A 17,732-nucleotide genomic window follows, 5' to 3' on the forward strand; every position below is an offset into this window, starting at 1 on the left:
CTGCGAGCGCTTTCCGCATTTCTCTCCTTGCGGTTTTGTCGACCGTGTTGGTTTTAGGTGCTCTGCCGTGGGATCCTGCTTACGCTCAGTCCAGGCAGATCTCGATCCTGCGTGACGCAGAGATCGAAGATACCATCCGCGTTTACGCCGATCCACTGTTCGTGGCGGCCGGCCTTGATCCTCAGTCGATCAATATTCATCTGGTCAACGACAGATCGCTGAACGCGTTCGTCTCCAACGGGCGCAACATGTTCATGTTCAGCGGGCTTTTGATGAGTACGGATGACCCCAACCAGATCATCGGGGTGATCGCGCATGAGACCGGCCATATTGCCGGCGGGCATCTGGTCAGCGTGCGTGGCGAAGTAGAAAAGGCGACGGCCGCGGCCATTCTGTCAACCATCCTGGGCATTGCCGTCGCCGCCGCGACGGGTGAAGGCGCGGCAGCCGCGGCCGGCAGCACGATCGGCTCTGGCATCGCACAACGCGAGTTCTTCCGCTACACCCGCACCCAGGAATCGGCTGCCGACCAGGCCGCCCTGTCCTATCTCGACGCCACCGGCCAGTCGTCGGAGGGGCTCTACGACCTCCTGCGCACCTTCGAAAACCAGGAACTGCTTTCGGCGACCAACCAGGACCCTTACATGCGGACCCATCCGCTGACGAGCGACCGGTTGCAGGCGGTCAAACATCACATCGAGGTTTCACCCCATAGCAACGCGCCCGCCGATCCGGACCTGATGATGCGCCAGGCGCGCATGGTCGCCAAGCTGGTCGGCTTCCTGGAGAGCCTGCGGGTGACTTTGCAGCGCTATCCCGAAAGCGATCAGAGCATACCGGCCCGCTATGCCCGCTCGATTGCCTATTTCCAGGACCGCCAGATGGATAAGGCGGTGCCGCTGATCGACGGCCTGATCGCCGAGGAGCCGGACAACCCCTATTTCCACGAATTGAAGGGGCAAATGCTGTTCGAGACCGGGTCTGGCGACCTGGCGCTCGCGAGTTATGCACAGTCAGTTGAGCTGGCGCCTGATCAGCCGCTGCTGGCAATCGGCTATGCCCAGGCCCTGATCGAATCCGGTGAGGAGACCAATCTGGAGATTGCCGCCAGTTCCCTCGAGCAGGCATTGCGTATCGAGCCACGCAACGCCACTGCCTGGCGTCTTCTGGGTATGGCCTATGGCCGGCTCGGCCTTGAAGCACGCGCGTCGGTGGCGTCCGCCGAGTTCTCCTACCTGACCGGCGACCACCAGCAGGCCGAGTTTTTGGCCCGGCGTGCGGTCCAGGGTCTTGAGTACGGCACGCCCGACTGGCAGCGAGCCAACGACATCCTGAACGCCCTCAACGCCGGCGACGGTTAGAGTATTCTCCCTTCAAGCGGCATCACCAGCCCACTGCCCCTCCCCGGCCACCCATGGCGGGGTCCTCGGGGTGGCCGAAAGGCGGGGTGGGCCAGCACCGATTCCATGTACACAAAGAATACTCTGGCATTCTATCCACCGCCTCGCAGGCGGCATGGCGGCCGTCCGCCAATTGCGCGGTCCCTGCCCCATGCTATAAAACTCGCCATCACGGCATCCGCCCGGATGCCTGCCGACCGCGACTGAAACGGAACGGACCATGGCCTCAAAGGTGCTCATCCTGAATGGCCCGAACCTCAACCTGCTGGGTGACCGCGAGCCGGAGATTTACGGTTCCGAGACCCTGGCGGATATCGAGGCAACGGCGCGCGAGCACGGCAAAGGGGTCGGGCTTGATGTCGACTTCCGCCAATCCAACCATGAAGGCCAGCTAATCGACTGGCTTCACGAGGTACGCGGCAAGGCGAGCGGCGTGATCGTCAATGCCGGTGGACTGACCCATACGTCCGTTGCCTTGCTTGATGCGTTGAACGCGATGGACATGCCGGTCGTCGAGGTCCATCTGTCGAACATTCACCGGCGCGACGCATTCCGCCGCCACTCCTATGTCGCGCAGGCCGCGACCGGCTCGGTTTGCGGTTTCGGGTCCCACGGTTATGTTCTCGCGCTGGATGCCATCGCGCGTTTGATCGAACGGAAGGGTGCATGAGCAGTAACTTCAAGGTCGATGCCGAAGCCATCCGCGAATTGGCGCATCTGCTCGACGAAACCGGGTTGAGTGAAATCGAGATCGAGGACACCGGACGTCGGCTGCGCGTCGCGCGTGGCATGACGAGCGTGCCGGTTGCCGCCGCACCAGCGTCAGCGCCGGCCGCGCAATCGTCGGAAGCCGCCGCGCCGGCGGCGCCGGCCGCGGGCGATGCGGAGCTTGCTGGCGCCGTTGCCTCGCCCATGGTCGGTACCGCCTATCTGGCGCCGGAACCGGGCGCGGCGCCGTTCGTCAAGGCGGGCGACAGCGTTGCCGAGGGCGACACGCTGCTCATCATCGAAGCCATGAAGGTGATGAACCCGATCCGCGCGCCCCATAGCGGTACCGTCGAGCGTGTGCTGATCGAGAACGGCAGCCCGATCGAGTACGGCCAACCCTTGATCGTTCTCGCCTGACGGCGATGTTTGACAAAGTCCTGATCGCCAACCGCGGAGAGATCGCGCTGCGCATCCATCGCGCATGCCGCGAAATGGGCATCCGCACCGTCGCCGTTCATTCCGAGATCGATGCCGGCGCCATGCACGTGCGCCTGGCCGACGAGAGCGTGTGCATCGGGCCCGCCCCGGCGTCGGAGAGTTATCTCAACATTCCGGCCATCGTATCGGCGGCCGAGATCAGCGGCGCCGAGGCGATCCATCCGGGCTACGGCTTCTTGTCGGAGAACGCCCGTTTCGCCGAAATCGTCGAGGAACACGGCATCACGTTCATCGGCCCGAGCAGCGAGCATATTCGCCTGATGGGCGACAAACTCGTGGCGCGCGAGAAAGCCGCGGAGCTCGGCCTACCCCTGGTGCCGGGCTCGCCAGACGCCGTCGAGTCCCCTGAACAGGCCGCCGCCATCGCCGACGAGATCGGCTATCCCGTCTTGCTAAAGGCGGCCGCAGGCGGTGGCGGGCGCGGCATGACACTGGTCCACAACGCCGACGACCTGGCGGGCGCCTTCTCGCGCACCCAGCACGAGGCAGAGGCCGCGTTCGGCAACGGCGCGCTCTATGTCGAAAAGTACCTGGTCAAACCACGTCATATCGAGGTTCAGATCTGCGGCGACAGCTTCGGTAACGTCGTGCATCTAGGCGAACGCGATTGTTCGGTGCAGCGGCGCCACCAAAAGGTCGTCGAAGAAGCGCTGAGCCCCGCCTTGAACGACGCGGCGCGCGCGCGGCTGGGCGACATGGCGGTCAACGCCATGAAGAAACTGGGCTATACGAACCTTGGGACGGTCGAGTTCCTGTATACCGGCGACGAGTTCTACTTCATCGAGATGAACACCCGCCTGCAGGTCGAGCATCCGGTTACTGAACTTGTCACCGGCATCGACCTGGTGCGCGAACAGATCCGCCTCGCCACCGGCGCGCCGCTTAGCTTCGGTCAGAAAGACGTCCGCTTCGAAGGCCACGCGATCGAATGCCGCATCACCGCGGAAGACCCCGAGACGTTCATGCCGGCACCGGGCAAGGTGACCAGCTTCCATCCGCCAGGCGGCATGAGCGTGCGCGTCGACTCCGCTCTCTATGCCGGCTACGCCGTGCCGCCGAACTACGACAGCCTGATCGCCAAGCTGATCGTCCACGGCCGCAACCGTATCGAATGCATGATGCGGCTGAGGCGAGCGCTTGAGGAATTTGTCATCGACGGGATCGCGACGACCATTCCTCTCCACCAGCGCTTGATGGCCAACCAGGACTTCGCCAACGGCGACTATGACGTCGCGTGGCTGGAACGCCTGCTGGCCGAAGACGAGTAGATCGATAACCGGGCGGGGACGCCTTGATTTCGCCGCCCGGCGGTGCCATCAAATCAGGCTATGAGCGAGGAAGCAGCGTGACGGGACTGACGCCGGGCCTGTTGTTGCGCGCCTACGCCGCCGGTGTTTTTCCGATGGCCGAACACCAGGACGACGCCGAGTTGTTCTGGGTCGACCCCGAACGGCGCGGCGTCATTCCGCTCGATGCCTTTCACGTACCGAGAAAACTGAGACGCACGCTCAAGCGCGAGGTCTTCGAGATCCGTGTCGATACCGTGTTCGACGACATCGTCGAAGCTTGCGCCGAACCCTCCCCGGGACGCGAGACGACATGGATCAACAACGCGATTCGCCAAGCCTACGGCATGCTGCATCAGTTGGGGCATGCCCACAGCGTCGAAACCTGGCGCGACGGCGAACTTGTCGGCGGTCTCTATGGCGTCAGTCTGGCTGGCGCGTTCTTTGGCGAGAGCATGTTCTCGCGCACGACGGACGCCAGCAAGGTCGCGCTGGTCCACTTGGTGGAGCGCCTAAGGGCCGGCGGATTTCAACTCTTGGACGCCCAGTTCATGACCGATCATCTCGCGCGGTTTGGCGCGGTCGAGGTGTCGCGCGCCGCCTATCACCGGCTCTTGAAGGAAGCGCTGAAGATCGAGGCCGACTTCTATTCGCTGGATTCGGCGTCGGGCTCGGCCTCAGAGCCACCTTCCCCGTCTTCTGAGACCTCATCGTAAGCGGTGAGCGAACAGTCCATCACCCAGACGTCGTAGACCGGGTGTTCCAGGGCGGACACGCCGGGACTCGACGCGAACATCCAGCCGTTGAAGATGCGCTGTCGCTCCTCGTCCTTTACCTCGTCGATTTCAAGGAAGGCCGTGCTTTCCGGCGTTTCCTCCGGTGGCGTCTTCTGGCAACTGCGCGGCGTTACCTCGAGCGTGCCAAATTGGGCGGGACTGCCGACCGGCACCGTGAAGGACGTAAAGCGCGCGGTGACCTTGTCCATGCCGCCGAGCACGACATAAGGATAGGGTTCATAGGTCTGGGCCGCCGCGCCATGCGCCGCCATCCAACCAAGAACCGCAAGAGACAATGTAAGGGCGAGCCTCACGCGAACGGTTTCTCCAGCGCCGCGATCAGGTCGGTCAGTACCTGCCTGACCTGCTTTTCGTCACATCCCATGACGACCGCGTCCTCAAGCGCTTCCTGGGCCATCTCGTGAAGCTCGTCCAGGTTCTCGTTCAACAAAGCGAGCTTGTCGACGCACGACACCGGCTCGCCGTCCGGGCCGAGCCAGGTTTCTGGCAGGTATTTGTGATCGTTTGAGGACATGGTGTTGTCAGCGCTGGGCCGTTTCGATGGCAAAAGTCCGACGTGACATGACGGACACCGTCGCGGATATCGGAGCGACCGGTGCCGCCATCAACCCCCGGTGTCGCCTGACTGGCTGACGCCGCCGAACAGGGCGCGCGAGATCAGGTCCATGATATCGACCGCACCTTGGGTGATGGTGATTTCACCGCCATCGGCCAGATCCACATCGGAAAAGCCTGGCTGCAGCGAGATATAGCTGCCGCCCAAGAGGCCGTCGGCGGAAATGCTGGCAGACGTGTCTTCAGGCAGCTTGACGTCGTCATCGATGCTCATCGAGACGATCGCCTGGAAGTACTGGGGATCCAGGTGCATGCCCTGCACCGAGCCGATCTTGATGCCGCTCAGGCGCACATCGGCGCCGGGTTTGAGCGATCCGACAGATGAAAACGAGCCGGTGACCGTGTAGCCGGTGACCCGCGCCACGTCCGACTTATTGTAGGCGAAGATGAAAAAGCCGATGGCGACGACGACCACCACCGCCCCGACCAGTGTCTCAATCGCTTTTCCGCCCATGATCGTCCCTACCCCCGCTTATTCCGGACGCCAGGCTTCATAATCGCCGGTTGCGGCGGCACGATGGCCGCCCTTCAGGATGTGGCCCGGCGGCAGATAGCGTTCCTTTGTCCCCGTCAGGTTCGGCAGGTGCTCTTTTTCCCAGGGTTTTTCGGGAAGCGGTGCCTCGCTGGGCGGCTCTGCGGTGGTGCGATGCAGCCAGGCATGCCAGTCCGGCGGCACCTTCGACGCCTCGGGCTTACCCTTGTAGAGCACCCAACGCCGACGCCAGCGACCCTCTTTCACGCCCCGTTCCTGATAGTACCGGTTGCCGAACTCGTCGCTGCCGACCAGTTCGCCCTTCATCCAGGTATAGAGTCGTGTCCCAATTGTCGCCATGCACCTCTCCAGATCCCGCGACATTCCCATCAAGCGCGGCGCATATTGATCACGTCCGCCGCGCGCCGTAAACCCCATCCGGAGTCGAGTCGCGCCAGTTTGTCTCAAGACGACGATTTCGGCGCTCTCCTCCGGCTGAATGAGGCGATGGATGAAGTCTTTTTCGTAACGACCTGCCTATCCACGAAAAACCCGCTCGCGCGTACTATATGTTGTATAGCCACGATTCCAGACCACATATTTTTGTCACATTCCACCAAATATAGTAGCTCGTCGGAACCTGCCCACAAAATCAGCTTGACAGCACCGGCCTCCAGACTCACCATCACCGCCCGTTGAGGGTTAGGGGATCGCCACCCACAAGATCTTGGGTGGTCAGGGGTGCCGGGGCATACGCTCCCAAAACCCGTAGACGGGATCTGATTTCAGTCTACGAACGGCCTTGGAGGTGGGGGCAAGTATGCGTGTTTCGCGCCATTACACACAAGACGGGAACGACGCCTATGACGGCATCACGTTCCGCAAAGCGACCAGCGAAATTCGTAATCCGGATGGTTCTGTCGTTTTCCAACAACACGATATCAACGTGCCGGCGTCGTGGTCCCAGGTGGCCTGCGACATCATCGCGCAGAAATATTTCCGCAAAGCAGGCATAGCCGAGGAACTGGTCGCCGTTGAAGAGGCGGACGTCCCCAGTTGGCTGTGGAAGAAGCAGCCGGCGGAGCGTTCCGCCATGACCGGCGAAACCGATGCATGCCAGGTCTTTGACCGGCTCGCCGGCACCTGGACCTATTGGGGCTGGAAGGGCGGCTACTTCGACGCCGAGGCGGACGCGCGCGCCTATTTCGACGAGATGCGCTACATGCTGGCGACGCAGATGGCGGCGCCGAACTCGCCCCAGTGGTTCAATACCGGCCTGAACTGGGCCTATGGCATCGAGGGGCCGGCGCAGGGTCACCACTATGTCGACCACGAGAGCGGCGAACTCACCCGCTCCAAGAGCGCTTACGAGCATCCGCAACCCCATGCCTGCTTTATTCAGGGCGTCGAAGACGATCTGGTGAACGACAACGGCATCATGGACCTGTGGGTGCGCGAAGCCCGCCTGTTCAAGTATGGTTCGGGCACCGGGTCGAACTTCTCCAAGCTCAGGGGCGAAGGCGAAAACCTGTCGGGCGGCGGCAAGTCGTCGGGCCTGATGAGTTTCCTGAAAGTCGGCGACCGGGCCGCGGGCTCGATCAAGTCCGGCGGCACGACACGGCGCGCTGCCAAGATGGTCGTCGTCGACATCGACCATCCCGACGTCGAGAACTTCATCAGCTGGAAGATGGTTGAGGAGCAGAAGGTCGCGGCGCTAGTCGCCGGCTCGAAGCTCTGCGAACGCCATCTCAACGAGGTGATGAGCGCGTGCCATGAGACCGAGCGCCACGACGACGAACGATTCGACCCGCGCAAGAACAGCTCGCTGAAGAAGGCGGTGCTGGAAGCGCGGCGCGCGATGGTGTCGGAAAACTACATCCAGCGCGTCATGCAACTGGCGCGCCAGGGTTTCACCGGCATCGAGTTCCAGTCCTACGACACCGACTGGGATTCCGAAGCCTACCGCACGGTCAGCGGCCAGAACGCCAACAACAGCGTGCGCGTCAACAACGATTTCCTGGAAGCCGTCGGCAAAGACGATGACTGGGAACTGGTACGCCGCACGGACGGCAAGACCCACAAGATCGTCAAGGCGCGTTACCTGTGGGATCAGATCGCCTATGCCGCATGGTCATCGGCCGATCCTGGCGTGCAATACGACACGACGATCAACGAGTGGCATACCTGCCCTGCCTCGGGCCGGATCAATGCGTCAAACCCGTGCTCTGAGTACATGTTCCTGGACGACACGGCGTGCAATCTGGCGTCGCTGAATCTGCTGCGCTTCCGCGAGGACGACGGCAGTTTCGATGTGGCGGCGTTCGAGCACGCCGTGCGTCTGTGGACCATCACGCTTGAGATCTCGGTGATGATGGCGCAGTTCCCGTCCAAGGAAATCGCGCAGCGTTCCTATGACTTCCGCACACTGGGCCTCGGCTTCGCCAACCTTGGCGGCCTCTTGATGGCCGGCGGCTTCAGTTATGACTCGCAAGAGGGTCGAGCGATATGCGGCGCCATCTCTGCACTGATGACCGGCGTTTCCTACGCCACGAGTGCAGAGATGGCCCGCGAACTCGGCGCCTTCCCACGGTACCGCGAAAACGCCGATGACATGTTGCGCGTGATGCGCAACCACCGTCAGGCGGCACGCGGCGGCCAGGATAACTATGAGGCCCTGTCGGTGACGCCGGTCGCGCTCGACCATGACAGCCTGCCCGACCGCGATCTCGGCGAAGCCGCGATCCGCGCGTGGGAATCGGCGGTGCGTCTTGGCGAATACCACGGCTATCGCAACGCCCAGGCCACCGTCGTCGCGCCGACCGGCACGATCGGCCTGGTGATGGACTGCGACACCACGGGCATCGAGCCGGACTTCGCACTGGTCAAGTTCAAGAAGCTCGCCGGCGGCGGTTACTTCAAGATCATCAACCGCACGGTGCCGATCGCGCTTGCGCATCTGGGCTACAACGAAGACCAGATCGACGACATCGCAGACTACGCGGTCGGTCACGGCTCGCTGAAGGACGCCCCCGGCATCAACCACGAGACGCTTGCCGCCAAGGGCTTCACGCCGGAGATCCTCGACACGGTCGAGGCTGCGCTGGGCAACGCGTTCGACATCAAGTTCGTGTTCAACAAGTGGACGTTGGGTGCGGAGTTCTGCACCGATGTGCTGAAGCTCGACGCGGCGTCGCTTGACAGCGCCAGCTTTGATTTGTTGAAGGCGATCGGCTTCAGTCAGGACGAAATCGACGCGGCCAACCTGCACTGCTGTGGCGCCATGACACTTGAAGGCGCGCCGCACCTGAAGGACAAGCACCTGGCCGTTTTCGACTGCGCCAACCCGTGCGGCAAGTTGGGCAAGCGTTTCCTGTCGACCAACAGCCACATCAATATGATGGCGGCGGCGCAGCCATTCATTTCCGGCGCCATCTCCAAGACCATCAACATGCCGAACTCGGCGTCGGTCGAGGAATGCCAGGAAGCCTATCTGCTGTCATGGCGGCTGGGTCTGAAAGCCAACGCTCTCTACCGCGATGGCTCGAAACTGTCGCAGCCTTTGTCGGCGATCAATCTGGGCGACGATGTCGACGATCTGATGGAAAGCGCCAACCAGAACGAGAAGGTGCATCACGTCGTCGAGCGGATCGTCACCAAGATCGTGCATCAAGGCGATCGTGGTCAGCGTCTGCGTCTCGACAACCGCCGCCGCGGCTACACGCAAAAGGCGGTCGTCGGCGGTCACAAGGTGTACCTGAAGACCGGCGAGTATGCCGACGGCAGCCTGGGCGAGATCTTCATCGACATGCACAAGGAAGGTGCGGCCTTCCGCAGCTTGATGAACAACTTCGCCATCGCCGTCTCGATCGGCCTACAGTACGGCGTGCCGCTGGAAGAGTTCGTTGAGTCCTTCACCTTCACCCGGTTCGAGCCGTCGGGCATGGTCGAGGGCAACGAAACGATAAAGATGTCGACCTCGATCCTGGACTACATCTTCCGCGAACTCGCTATCAGCTATCTGGCGCGCGACGATCTGGCCCATGTCGAGCCGACCGATCTGACGCCCGACACGGTTGGCCGTGGCGACGCCGCCGAAGAGTTTACCGGCGAAGAAGACAACGGCATGAATGAAGTCGCCGAACTGCTCCGCCGTATCACCAGCAACGGCTATACACGCGGCCGTCTGCAGGTGCTCGACGGCGGTCTGAAGGAACAGACCAAGGTTACGACATCCGAGGTCGAGGTCGTCGAGACCGAGATGGTCGAAACGGAAGCGGCTTTCGGCAACGTATCGGTATCGGGAACATCCGGTGCCGCCGTCGCGGCGGTCGAGGTTGTCGATGCGGTTATCGGCGACCAGGCCGAGAAAGTCCGCGCCGCGCGTATGCAAGGTTATGAAGGTGATCCGTGCTCAGAATGCGGAAACCTTACCCTGGTCCGCAACGGGACGTGCCTCAAGTGTGTCACTTGTGGCGCAACGAGCGGTTGCTCGTGAAGAAGCGTCCTGTTGCAGGCACGGGTGGCCGACGTCCCTGAGGGGTTTCGCCGGCCACCGCTCATGGTGTGTCCTCCCTGACTTGGGGCGCGTTTCGGCGCGCCCCTTTTTTTCATGGCGCCAGGGAGGAAACCAATCCTGGCACGCCCGACCGGCCGCGCCAAATCAATCCGAAAGCTGTTTGATTTCCGAGTGTTAGTCACACTCGGTTTAGTTGGCATCACCAGCCCACTCCCCCACCCGGCCACCCCGAGTATGCTGCCATGGCTGGCCTCGGCGAAAACGCCTCTCGGCGTTTTGCCGCGGAGCCTGGGGAGTGGACCGGCGGCGATGCCGCGTGAGTGGAGAAAAACCTAGTTCGTGAAGCGCGGGGCGACCTGGGTCGCGAACAGCCGCAGGCTGGACTTCACCTGATCGAATGTCAGGCCTGGCACGTTGAGAAACAGCGCCAGATGCTGGCAGCCGGTCTCGTCACGCAGACGCTCGATTTGGCGCGCGACCGTTTCCGGCGTGCCGATCAGGACGAGATCGTGCTTAAGCTGGAAGTCGAGAGCGCCTAGTTCCAGGTCCCCGTCGTCCAGTTCCGCTTCCGATACCGTCGCCTTGCGCATCCGATAGAGATTGCCGCTGGCCCACTGTGCCAGGCGGTCCAGGCCGGGCGCCGCCGCGGCGAGCGCCTCATCGTAATCCTCGGCAATGTAAGCGACACGCATGACAGCAAGGCCATCGCCATAGGCGACGTCCCTGCCCTGTGTCTGCGACGCGACCTCCTGGTAGCGTGTCCAGTTCTCACGGATACGGCCGAGCGACAGGAACTGGCACATGGTGCCAATCCCCAGCCGCGCGCAGTATTCATGGGACGGCACCGACTCAGCCATCGCCCAGATCGGCGGACGGGGCTTCTGGTAAGGGCCGGGAAAGATGCCGATATTCTGCAGCTCGCCATCTTCGGCATGATAGTCGGGGTCGTGGGCCAAGGGGTTGGCTTCCTTCCAGCCCGGCGCCGGAAAGGTATGGAAGCGCCCTTCGTGGCGGAATGCCTTTTGGGTCAGCGCCTTCAATAGAACCTCGACGTTCTCCTCGTAGAGCGCGCGATTGAGATCACGGTCGCGGCGGTCGCCGGCGGGGTGAAAGTTCTTACACGCTCGGCTGTTGATGCCCGGCGCGATGCCAATATCGACGCGTCCCTTAGTCATCTGATCAAGGAACGCGATGTCCTCCGCAAGCCTGATGGGATGCCAGTCCGGCACCACGTTGCCGCACTGGCCAAACCGCAGCCGGTCGCTGTAGCGCGCGAGATCGGCGCCCAATAGCAGCGCGTTGGAGCCGGACCGGTACCAGCCGTCCCAGGCAAAGTGATGCTCGGCGAGCCAGACGCCCGTGAAGCCGAGCTCGTCGAGCAGCTCTGTCGTCTCATGCATTTCGTCGAACAACAGCTCCCAGTCATAGGGATCGCCGACGTGATAGAAGAGCGTGCTGTCGAACCGCATGGCGGTCTCTTATCCACCTGTGGAAAACCGTGCGCAGCCTAGAACCGATTATGAACTGGTGGAACCGCTCAGCGCTGAATGTTGCATGCGCGAAGGGTTTGTGCTGCACTGCACAATATTGGGAGGCCGGAGACACGGCTTGGAAACGGCAACGACCCTCGATCAGATCAGGGCGCGCCTCAAAGACTGGCGCGCCGCGGGAGAGCGCATCGGCCTGGTGCCAACCATGGGCGCGCTGCATCCCGGCCACATGTCGCTGGTGGACGGATGCCGAGCCGCCGCTGGTAAGGTCGTGGTCAGCCTGTTCATCAACCCGCGTCAGTTCGGCCCGAATGAGGATCTTGATGCCTATCCGCGCGATGTCGAAAGCGACGCGGCGCAACTCGATGCCGCAGGCGTCGACCTGCTTTATGCGCCGACGCTCGACCAGGTCTATCCGGAGGGATTTGCGACAACCATCTCGCCTAAAGGTCCCGCAGAAGGCCTGGAAGATGACCATCGGCCGGGCTTTTTCGACGGCGTCGCGACGGTCGTGACCAAACTTTTTCTGCAGACCGGCGCGGACGTCGCGACGTTTGGTGAGAAGGACTACCAACAGCTCATCGTCGTCAAACGTTTCGTCAGGGATCTTGATGTGCCAATCGAGATCGTCGCCATGCCGACCATTCGCGAGGAAGACGGCCTCGCCTGCTCCTCACGCAACGCCTATCTCGACACGGCACAGCGCCGGATCGCGCCGCGTCTGTGGCAGACTTTGTCCACAGCGGCACAAACGATCCGGACGACCGACACGCCGGACGCCATCGTGGCCGACGCAAAGCGTGACCTTGAAGCATGCTTTGATGAGGTGGAGTATGTCGCGTGGCGTGACGGGGAAACGCTGATGCCCAATCCGGCGAACGATCGGCCAAGCCGCCTGTTGGCGGCGGTCAGGCTGGGTACGACTCGGCTCATCGACAATGTCGCCGTTGCCCCAGGCAAGGTGTGAGGTCGCCATGACAGCGAAGAGATCATGCAGCAAGTCTCAGCTTCCGGTTAATGAAGTGCTTGGGCCGAAGGGCGGCGAACCGATCGTCGGCCTGACCGCCTATACCGCACCGGTGGCCAAACGGCTGGATCGCCATGTCGACTTCATGTTGGTCGGCGATTCCCTGGCCATGGTGCTTTACGGCATGGTGACGACGCGCGGGATTGATCTCGACACCATGATTCGGCATGGCCGCGCCGTTGCCGAACATGCGCACCAGGCAGTCGTTGTCGTCGACATGCCGTTCGGCACCTATGAGGACGACCGCGACACCGCCATGGCGAACGTCAAACGTGTCATGGAGGAAACCGGCTGCGATGCCGTCAAGATGGAGGGCGGTGCCGATCTGGCGCCGACGGTCGCGGCGGTGACGGCAAGCGGCATTCCGGTCATGGGCCATATCGGACTGATGCCGCAGCGGGCGAAGGACCGCTCGGGCTTCCGCACAAAGGGCAAGAGCGACACCGAAGCCCGGCGCATCGTCAAAGACGCCAGGGCCATTGCGGATGCCGGCGCCTTTGCCATGGTCGTTGAAGGCGTGGTCGATTCGGTCGCACAGGATGTCACCGACGCCGTCCATGTGCCGACCATCGGCATCGGCGCGTCGGCGACATGCGATGGCCAGATCCTGGTGACCGAGGATATGTCGGGCTTGTTCACCGACTTCAAACCGCGCTTCGTCAAACGCTACGCCGAACTCGGCGACGCCCTGGAAGCAGCCGTCGTCGCCTATGCGACCGAGGTGCGCGAACGCACCTTCCCCGGCGACGAACACGTGGTCCAATCGCCCAATCCTTCGAAGCGCAAAGAAGTCGATCGCGCGCGCGGCTAGAGCCGATCGCGATTAATCAGAGCCATTCGGCGGCTCTGGCTGATCGCGTAAAACTGCTCTAAGGCGGCGCCGTCTACTGCAGGTGCTGCGACAAGAATGCGCGCATGCGCATATAGGCGATCGCCGTGACGTCGGGGTCGTAGCGGATCTGATGACCCTGATAGGTGCTGGGCGCGCCCTCCCAGTCGAAAGCGTGGGTGGCGCCGGGGAAGACGATAAGGTCAAAACCGTGGTCGGCGCGGATCTCTTGCTTCATGGCTTCGCACAGGACAGGCGCCGTCGCCGTGTCCTCGCTGCCAACCAGAATCAGCAGCGGCGCATCCAACTCAGGCGCGTGTGACTGGCAACGCGGATAGAACGCGACCGCCACCTCGAACGTATCGCTTGGCGCGACCTGATCGATGAGGTCACCGGCAATCGACTTCAGCGCCGTCGTGCCTCCGTCGGACCAGCCGACAACGCCAATGTGCGCGGCATCGACAAAGTGTTGCGTGGAGAGAAATGCGTGGCCGGCAAGCGCATCCATAACGCGCACGTCCGACGTCACCGCGGCGTCCGCGCTGCCACATACCGTTTCGATGCCGCGCGGGCCCAAGCTGTCGATACGCAGCGAGACGTAGCCCCATTGTTCCAGGAAACCCTCTTCCCATTCCCACGAGAGGTCGGTTCCGTTGCAGCCGTGCAGCATGACGACCGCGGGAAACGGGCCATCGCCGTCGGGAATGTTCAGCTTCGCATCAAGTGTAACCGTGGAACCATCAGCACCGGTGACGGGAAAGCTGATTATGCTGCTTTCCGCGCGCGCCGGCACAGCCGACAAGAGTACGGCCAATCCGAACAAGAAACTGACGACAGCGGATCTCATGGCATCTCAGTCTAACCCGAGACACCGCGCCGACAACGACGTTTCCATTAAATCCGACGGCAACCCGATCGATAGGATAGCGACGGTGGCGTTTGAGAGGCTGGCCCTACTCCTGCGCCAGGGTCGCTTCCCGTGCCTTCTTGTCAACATCGGGTGCCAGGCGGATGTGCAGCTCGCGCAGTTGATGCATCGACGCTTCCGACGGTGCGCCCATCATCAGATCCTGGGCCTGCTGGTTCATTGGGAACAGGGTGACTTCGCGGATGTTCGGCTCGTCGGCCAGCAGCATGACGATACGATCGATGCCAGGCGCGATGCCGCCATGGGGCGGACAGCCGTATTGGAAGGCGTGATAAAGCGACCCGAAACGCTCCTCCACATCGGCCGCGGTGTACCCTGCAATCTCAAACGCACGCACCATGGTCGCCGGTTCGTGGTTACGGATCGCGCCGCTGGCCAGCTCGATGCCGTTGCAGACGATGTCGTATTGGTGCGCCAACACCTCCAGCGGGTCCTGGTCGGCGAGCGCCGCCGCGCCGCCCTGCGGCATCGAAAACGGGTTGTGGCTAAAGTCGACCTTCTTGAGCTGCTCGTCGTATTCGAACATCGGATAGTCGACTATCCAGCAAAAGCGAAATGCGTTTTCCTCGACCAGGCCGAGCTCTGTGCCCGTGCGCGTGCGCACCAGACCGGCAATGCGCTCGGCCTCGGCCAGTTTGGCGCATGAAAAGAAGACGGCGTCGCCGTCGCCGACACCGGTTGCCTGACGGATGCCATCCAGTTCCGCATCGCTCAGCAGCTTCGCGATCGGTCCCTTGCCGGCACCGTCCTGGAAGATCACATAGGCCAGCCCCTTGGCGCCGTTTTCCTGGGCAAAGCCGATCATCTTGTCGAAGAAACTGCGTGGTTGCGCTGCCGCGCCGGGTGCCGGAATGGCGCGCGCGACGGCGCCCTTATGGATCTGCTCGCGGAAGATCTTGAACTCGCTGTCGCGGAAGATCTCGGTCGCGTCCGCGTTTTCGATGGGGTTGCGCAGGTCGGGCTTGTCGGTGCCGAAGCGCAACATGGCGTCGCGATAGGCGATGCGCGGGAACGGCGAGTCCGTCACCGGCCGATCGCCGAACTCTTCGAACACACCGCGCATGACGGGCTCGATCGCGTCGAACACGTCTTCCTGCGTCACGAAGCTCATTTCCATGTCGAGCTGATAGAACTCACCGGCCGCGCGGTCGGCGCGCGCGTCTTCGTCGCGGAAGCACGGCGCGATCTGGAAGTAACGGTCGAAGCCCGACGCCATGACCAGCTGTTTGAAGATCTGCGGCGCCTGAGGCAGCGCGTAGAACTGTCCGGGGTGCAGGCGGCTGGGGACAAGAAAATCACGCGCGCCTTCCGGGCTGGACGCAGTCAGGATCGGCGTCTGAAACTCGTTGAAACCCTGGTCGACCATGCGCCGCCGGATCGACGAGACGACGTTGGCGCGCAGCATGATGTTGCGTTGCATGACCTCGCGCCTGAGATCAAGGAAGCGGTAGCGCAGCCGGATGTCCTCGGGATAGTCGGCATCGCCGAACACTGGCATGGGCAACGGCTCGGCTTCCGAAATCACGTCGAAGGCCCTGATCCGCACTTCGACATCACCGGTGCCCAGTTCCGTGTTGACCGTCTCGGCGCTGCGCTCGACGACCGGGCCCTCTATCGTGACCACGCTTTCCGAACGGACCGCCTCGACTGCGGGGAAATGCTCGCCATCGGTCTCGATCACGCACTGGGTCAGGCCATAGTGGTCGCGCAGATCGACGAACAGCAGATTGCCGTGGTCGCGCTTCCTGTGGACCCAGCCCGACAGGCGGACGGTCTCGCCGACGTTGTCGCGGCGCAATTGGCCGCAGGTATGCGTGCGATAGCGGTGCATGAAACGTGTCCGGAAATCTAAAGTGAGGCCGGCCCGGCCGGCAGGGCGCGTAAACCACACGCTGGCCCCCGGTTTGTCAAGAACCCTGGCCTAGCTCGTCCTTTCGGGGGCCTGTCCGGCGGCTTTCCGGTGTTTCCGCCCCCTACCAGTGCTATAGAAGGGGTCCATGACAGTCCTTACCGATCCCGTAGAGGTCGCGGCGCTGTGCGAGCGCCTCGGCCAGCAGAAAATCGTCACCGTCGACACCGAGTTCATGCGCGAGCGGACCTATTGGCCGATTCTGTGCCTGATTCAGGTAGCCGGGCCCGACGAGGCCGTCGCCATCGACCCACGGGCCGACGGCATGGATCTCAGCCCCCTGTTCGACCTGCTGCGCAACCCCGACGTCCTGAAGGTCTTTCACGCCGCGCGGCAGGATCTCGAGATCTTCTTTCACCTGATGGGCGAGGTGCCGCACCCGATCTTCGACAGCCAGGTGGCCGCGATGGTGTGCGGCTTCGGCGAACAGGTGAGCTATGAGCAGCTCGCCAAGCGCCTGGCCGACGCCAGGATCGACAAGGCGTCGCGGTTCACCGACTGGTGCCGGCGCCCCCTGACCGAGAAACAAGTCGACTACGCGCTGGCCGACGTCACCCATTTGAGGACTGTCTACGACAAGCTGTCGCGGCAGTTGAACAAGAACAAACGCACGGACTGGCTGAGCGAGGAAATGGACCTTCTGACCAGCCCGCAGACCTATCAGACCGATGCGCGCGAGGCCTGGCGGCGCATCAAGATGCGCGGCGCCAAACCGCAGCAGCTTGCCATCCTTCGCGAACTCGCGGCCTGGCGCGAGGAGACGGCGCAGGATCGCGACGTCCCACGCAACCGCATCATGAAGGACGACGCGCTGGCGCAAATCGCCACCCAACATCCGACCAGCCGCGAAGAGCTCGGCCGCGTCCGCTTGTTGCCCGGTGGCCTGGCCAACAGCGCCGACGGCAAGGCGATCCTGGAAGCCGTCACCCGCGGTCTCGCCGTGCCCAGGGACGAGGCACCGCGCAAGGACAGCAACGGCCGGCCCGATAAGGAGCCGCCCGCCGGTCTTGTCGATCTCCTAAAGACCCTCATGAAAGCGAAGTGCGAACAGGCTGGCGTCGCGCCGAAGCTTGTCGCCAACATGGCCGATGTCGAGAAGCTCGCAGCCGAGGACAACCCGGACTCGCCCTTGATGAAGGGCTGGCGTTACGAGATCTTCGGTGCCGACGCCATGAAGCTCAAACGCGGCGAGCTCGCCTTGAGCGCCGATGAGAAGGGCCTGAAGGTCATCGACCTCGGCGAGACCTAGGTCGCACC

16 protein-coding genes are annotated in these 17,732 nt (G+C 62.8%); 9 read left to right on the plus strand and 7 right to left on the minus strand.

Annotated features, from left to right (window positions below):
* Positions 1-44: 44 nt before the first annotated feature.
* The 5 genes from AAF563_11200 to aat all read left to right on the plus strand — a co-directional run bounded on the left by AAF563_11200 (position 45) and on the right by aat (position 4,608).
* The gene (locus tag AAF563_11200) at positions 45-1,361 is read left to right on the plus strand and encodes a M48 family metalloprotease (GenBank protein MEM7121835.1); all 1,317 of its coding nucleotides are present in this window, start codon (positions 45-47) and stop codon (positions 1,359-1,361) included.
* A gap of 259 nt (positions 1,362-1,620) precedes the next feature.
* On the plus strand, positions 1,621-2,070 hold the full coding sequence (gene aroQ, locus AAF563_11205; protein MEM7121836.1) for a type II 3-dehydroquinate dehydratase: 450 nt from the start codon (positions 1,621-1,623) through the stop codon (positions 2,068-2,070).
* The gene (gene accB / locus AAF563_11210; GenBank protein ID MEM7121837.1) at positions 2,067-2,525 is read left to right on the plus strand and encodes an acetyl-CoA carboxylase biotin carboxyl carrier protein; all 459 of its coding nucleotides are present in this window, start codon (positions 2,067-2,069) and stop codon (positions 2,523-2,525) included. Before aroQ ends, accB begins: the two co-directional genes overlap by 4 nt.
* A gap of 5 nt (positions 2,526-2,530) precedes the next feature.
* A complete protein-coding gene (gene accC / locus AAF563_11215; protein MEM7121838.1) occupies positions 2,531-3,874 on the plus strand; it encodes an acetyl-CoA carboxylase biotin carboxylase subunit in 1,344 nt (447 codons plus the stop codon).
* A gap of 77 nt (positions 3,875-3,951) precedes the next feature.
* Complete coding sequence (gene aat, locus AAF563_11220; protein ID MEM7121839.1) at positions 3,952-4,608, plus strand: leucyl/phenylalanyl-tRNA--protein transferase; 657 nt, start codon at positions 3,952-3,954, stop codon at positions 4,606-4,608.
* Here aat and AAF563_11225 read toward each other — a convergent pair.
* From AAF563_11225 to AAF563_11240, 4 genes are all read right to left on the minus strand, one after another.
* Positions 4,539-4,982 carry a DUF2155 domain-containing protein gene (locus tag AAF563_11225; protein ID MEM7121840.1) on the minus strand — a complete coding sequence of 148 codons (444 nt, stop codon included), beginning with the start codon at positions 4,980-4,982 and terminating at the stop codon, positions 4,539-4,541. The genes aat and AAF563_11225 overlap by 70 nt on opposite strands.
* On the minus strand, positions 4,979-5,203 hold the full coding sequence (locus tag AAF563_11230; GenBank protein MEM7121841.1) for a hypothetical protein: 225 nt from the start codon (positions 5,201-5,203) through the stop codon (positions 4,979-4,981). The genes AAF563_11225 and AAF563_11230 overlap by 4 nt, the downstream gene beginning before the upstream one ends.
* Before the next feature lie 90 nt (positions 5,204-5,293).
* Complete coding sequence (mlaD, locus tag AAF563_11235; protein MEM7121842.1) at positions 5,294-5,758, minus strand: outer membrane lipid asymmetry maintenance protein MlaD; 465 nt, start codon at positions 5,756-5,758, stop codon at positions 5,294-5,296.
* Positions 5,759-5,776: 18 nt separating this feature from the next.
* Positions 5,777-6,136 carry an NADH:ubiquinone oxidoreductase subunit NDUFA12 gene (locus tag AAF563_11240; GenBank protein ID MEM7121843.1) on the minus strand — a complete coding sequence of 120 codons (360 nt, stop codon included), beginning with the start codon at positions 6,134-6,136 and terminating at the stop codon, positions 5,777-5,779.
* 460 nt (positions 6,137-6,596) lie between these two features.
* On the opposite strand from AAF563_11240, the gene AAF563_11245 reads away from it, so the two are divergent.
* The gene (locus AAF563_11245; protein ID MEM7121844.1) at positions 6,597-10,271 is read left to right on the plus strand and encodes a vitamin B12-dependent ribonucleotide reductase; all 3,675 of its coding nucleotides are present in this window, start codon (positions 6,597-6,599) and stop codon (positions 10,269-10,271) included.
* 353 nt (positions 10,272-10,624) lie between these two features.
* Here the strand turns inward: AAF563_11245 and AAF563_11250 are convergent, their stop codons facing one another.
* Positions 10,625-11,761, minus strand: a complete 1,137-nt coding sequence (locus AAF563_11250) for an LLM class flavin-dependent oxidoreductase (GenBank protein MEM7121845.1) — start codon at positions 11,759-11,761, stop codon at positions 10,625-10,627.
* A 139-nt stretch (positions 11,762-11,900) separates the two neighbouring features.
* Here AAF563_11250 and panC point away from each other — a divergent pair, with 139 nt between their 5' ends.
* The gene (panC, locus tag AAF563_11255) at positions 11,901-12,749 is read left to right on the plus strand and encodes a pantoate--beta-alanine ligase (GenBank protein MEM7121846.1); all 849 of its coding nucleotides are present in this window, start codon (positions 11,901-11,903) and stop codon (positions 12,747-12,749) included.
* A gap of 7 nt (positions 12,750-12,756) precedes the next feature.
* Entirely contained in the window at positions 12,757-13,620 is an 864-nt protein-coding gene (panB, locus tag AAF563_11260) for a 3-methyl-2-oxobutanoate hydroxymethyltransferase (protein MEM7121847.1), read from the plus strand.
* A 73-nt stretch (positions 13,621-13,693) separates the two neighbouring features.
* Here panB and AAF563_11265 read toward each other — a convergent pair whose 3' ends face one another.
* Together AAF563_11265 and aspS are read right to left on the minus strand one after the other, a co-directional pair.
* Positions 13,694-14,485 (minus strand): dienelactone hydrolase family protein, encoded by a 792-nt coding sequence (locus AAF563_11265; protein MEM7121848.1) that lies wholly within the window; start codon positions 14,483-14,485, stop codon positions 13,694-13,696.
* Between the two features lie 106 nt (positions 14,486-14,591).
* On the minus strand, positions 14,592-16,397 hold the full coding sequence (gene aspS / locus AAF563_11270) for an aspartate--tRNA ligase (protein ID MEM7121849.1): 1,806 nt from the start codon (positions 16,395-16,397) through the stop codon (positions 14,592-14,594).
* A gap of 166 nt (positions 16,398-16,563) precedes the next feature.
* Here aspS and rnd point away from each other — a divergent pair, with 166 nt between their 5' ends.
* Positions 16,564-17,724 (plus strand): ribonuclease D, encoded by a 1,161-nt coding sequence (gene rnd / locus AAF563_11275; protein MEM7121850.1) that lies wholly within the window; start codon positions 16,564-16,566, stop codon positions 17,722-17,724.
* Positions 17,725-17,732: the final 8 nt, after the last annotated feature.

The organism is Pseudomonadota bacterium, assembly GCA_039028155.1.
Lineage (GTDB): Bacteria > Pseudomonadota > Alphaproteobacteria > SP197 > SP197 > JANQGO01.

Coding starts and splice junctions, on each gene's coding strand:
- AAF563_11230 (MEM7121841.1), bottom strand. CDS start 5,203: ATGTCCTCAAACGATCACAAATACCTGCCAGAAACCTGGCTCGGCCCG.
- AAF563_11265 (MEM7121848.1), bottom strand. CDS start 14,485: ATGAGATCCGCTGTCGTCAGTTTCTTGTTCGGATTGGCCGTACTCTTG.
- AAF563_11245 (MEM7121844.1), top strand. CDS start 6,597: ATGCGTGTTTCGCGCCATTACACACAAGACGGGAACGACGCCTATGAC.
- rnd (MEM7121850.1), top strand. CDS start 16,564: ATGACAGTCCTTACCGATCCCGTAGAGGTCGCGGCGCTGTGCGAGCGC.
- panB (MEM7121847.1), top strand. CDS start 12,757: ATGACAGCGAAGAGATCATGCAGCAAGTCTCAGCTTCCGGTTAATGAA.
- mlaD (MEM7121842.1), bottom strand. CDS start 5,758: ATGGGCGGAAAAGCGATTGAGACACTGGTCGGGGCGGTGGTGGTCGTC.
- aroQ (MEM7121836.1), top strand. CDS start 1,621: ATGGCCTCAAAGGTGCTCATCCTGAATGGCCCGAACCTCAACCTGCTG.
- AAF563_11240 (MEM7121843.1), bottom strand. CDS start 6,136: ATGGCGACAATTGGGACACGACTCTATACCTGGATGAAGGGCGAACTG.
- accC (MEM7121838.1), top strand. CDS start 2,531: ATGTTTGACAAAGTCCTGATCGCCAACCGCGGAGAGATCGCGCTGCGC.
- accB (MEM7121837.1), top strand. CDS start 2,067: ATGAGCAGTAACTTCAAGGTCGATGCCGAAGCCATCCGCGAATTGGCG.
- AAF563_11250 (MEM7121845.1), bottom strand. CDS start 11,761: ATGCGGTTCGACAGCACGCTCTTCTATCACGTCGGCGATCCCTATGAC.
- aspS (MEM7121849.1), bottom strand. CDS start 16,397: ATGCACCGCTATCGCACGCATACCTGCGGCCAATTGCGCCGCGACAAC.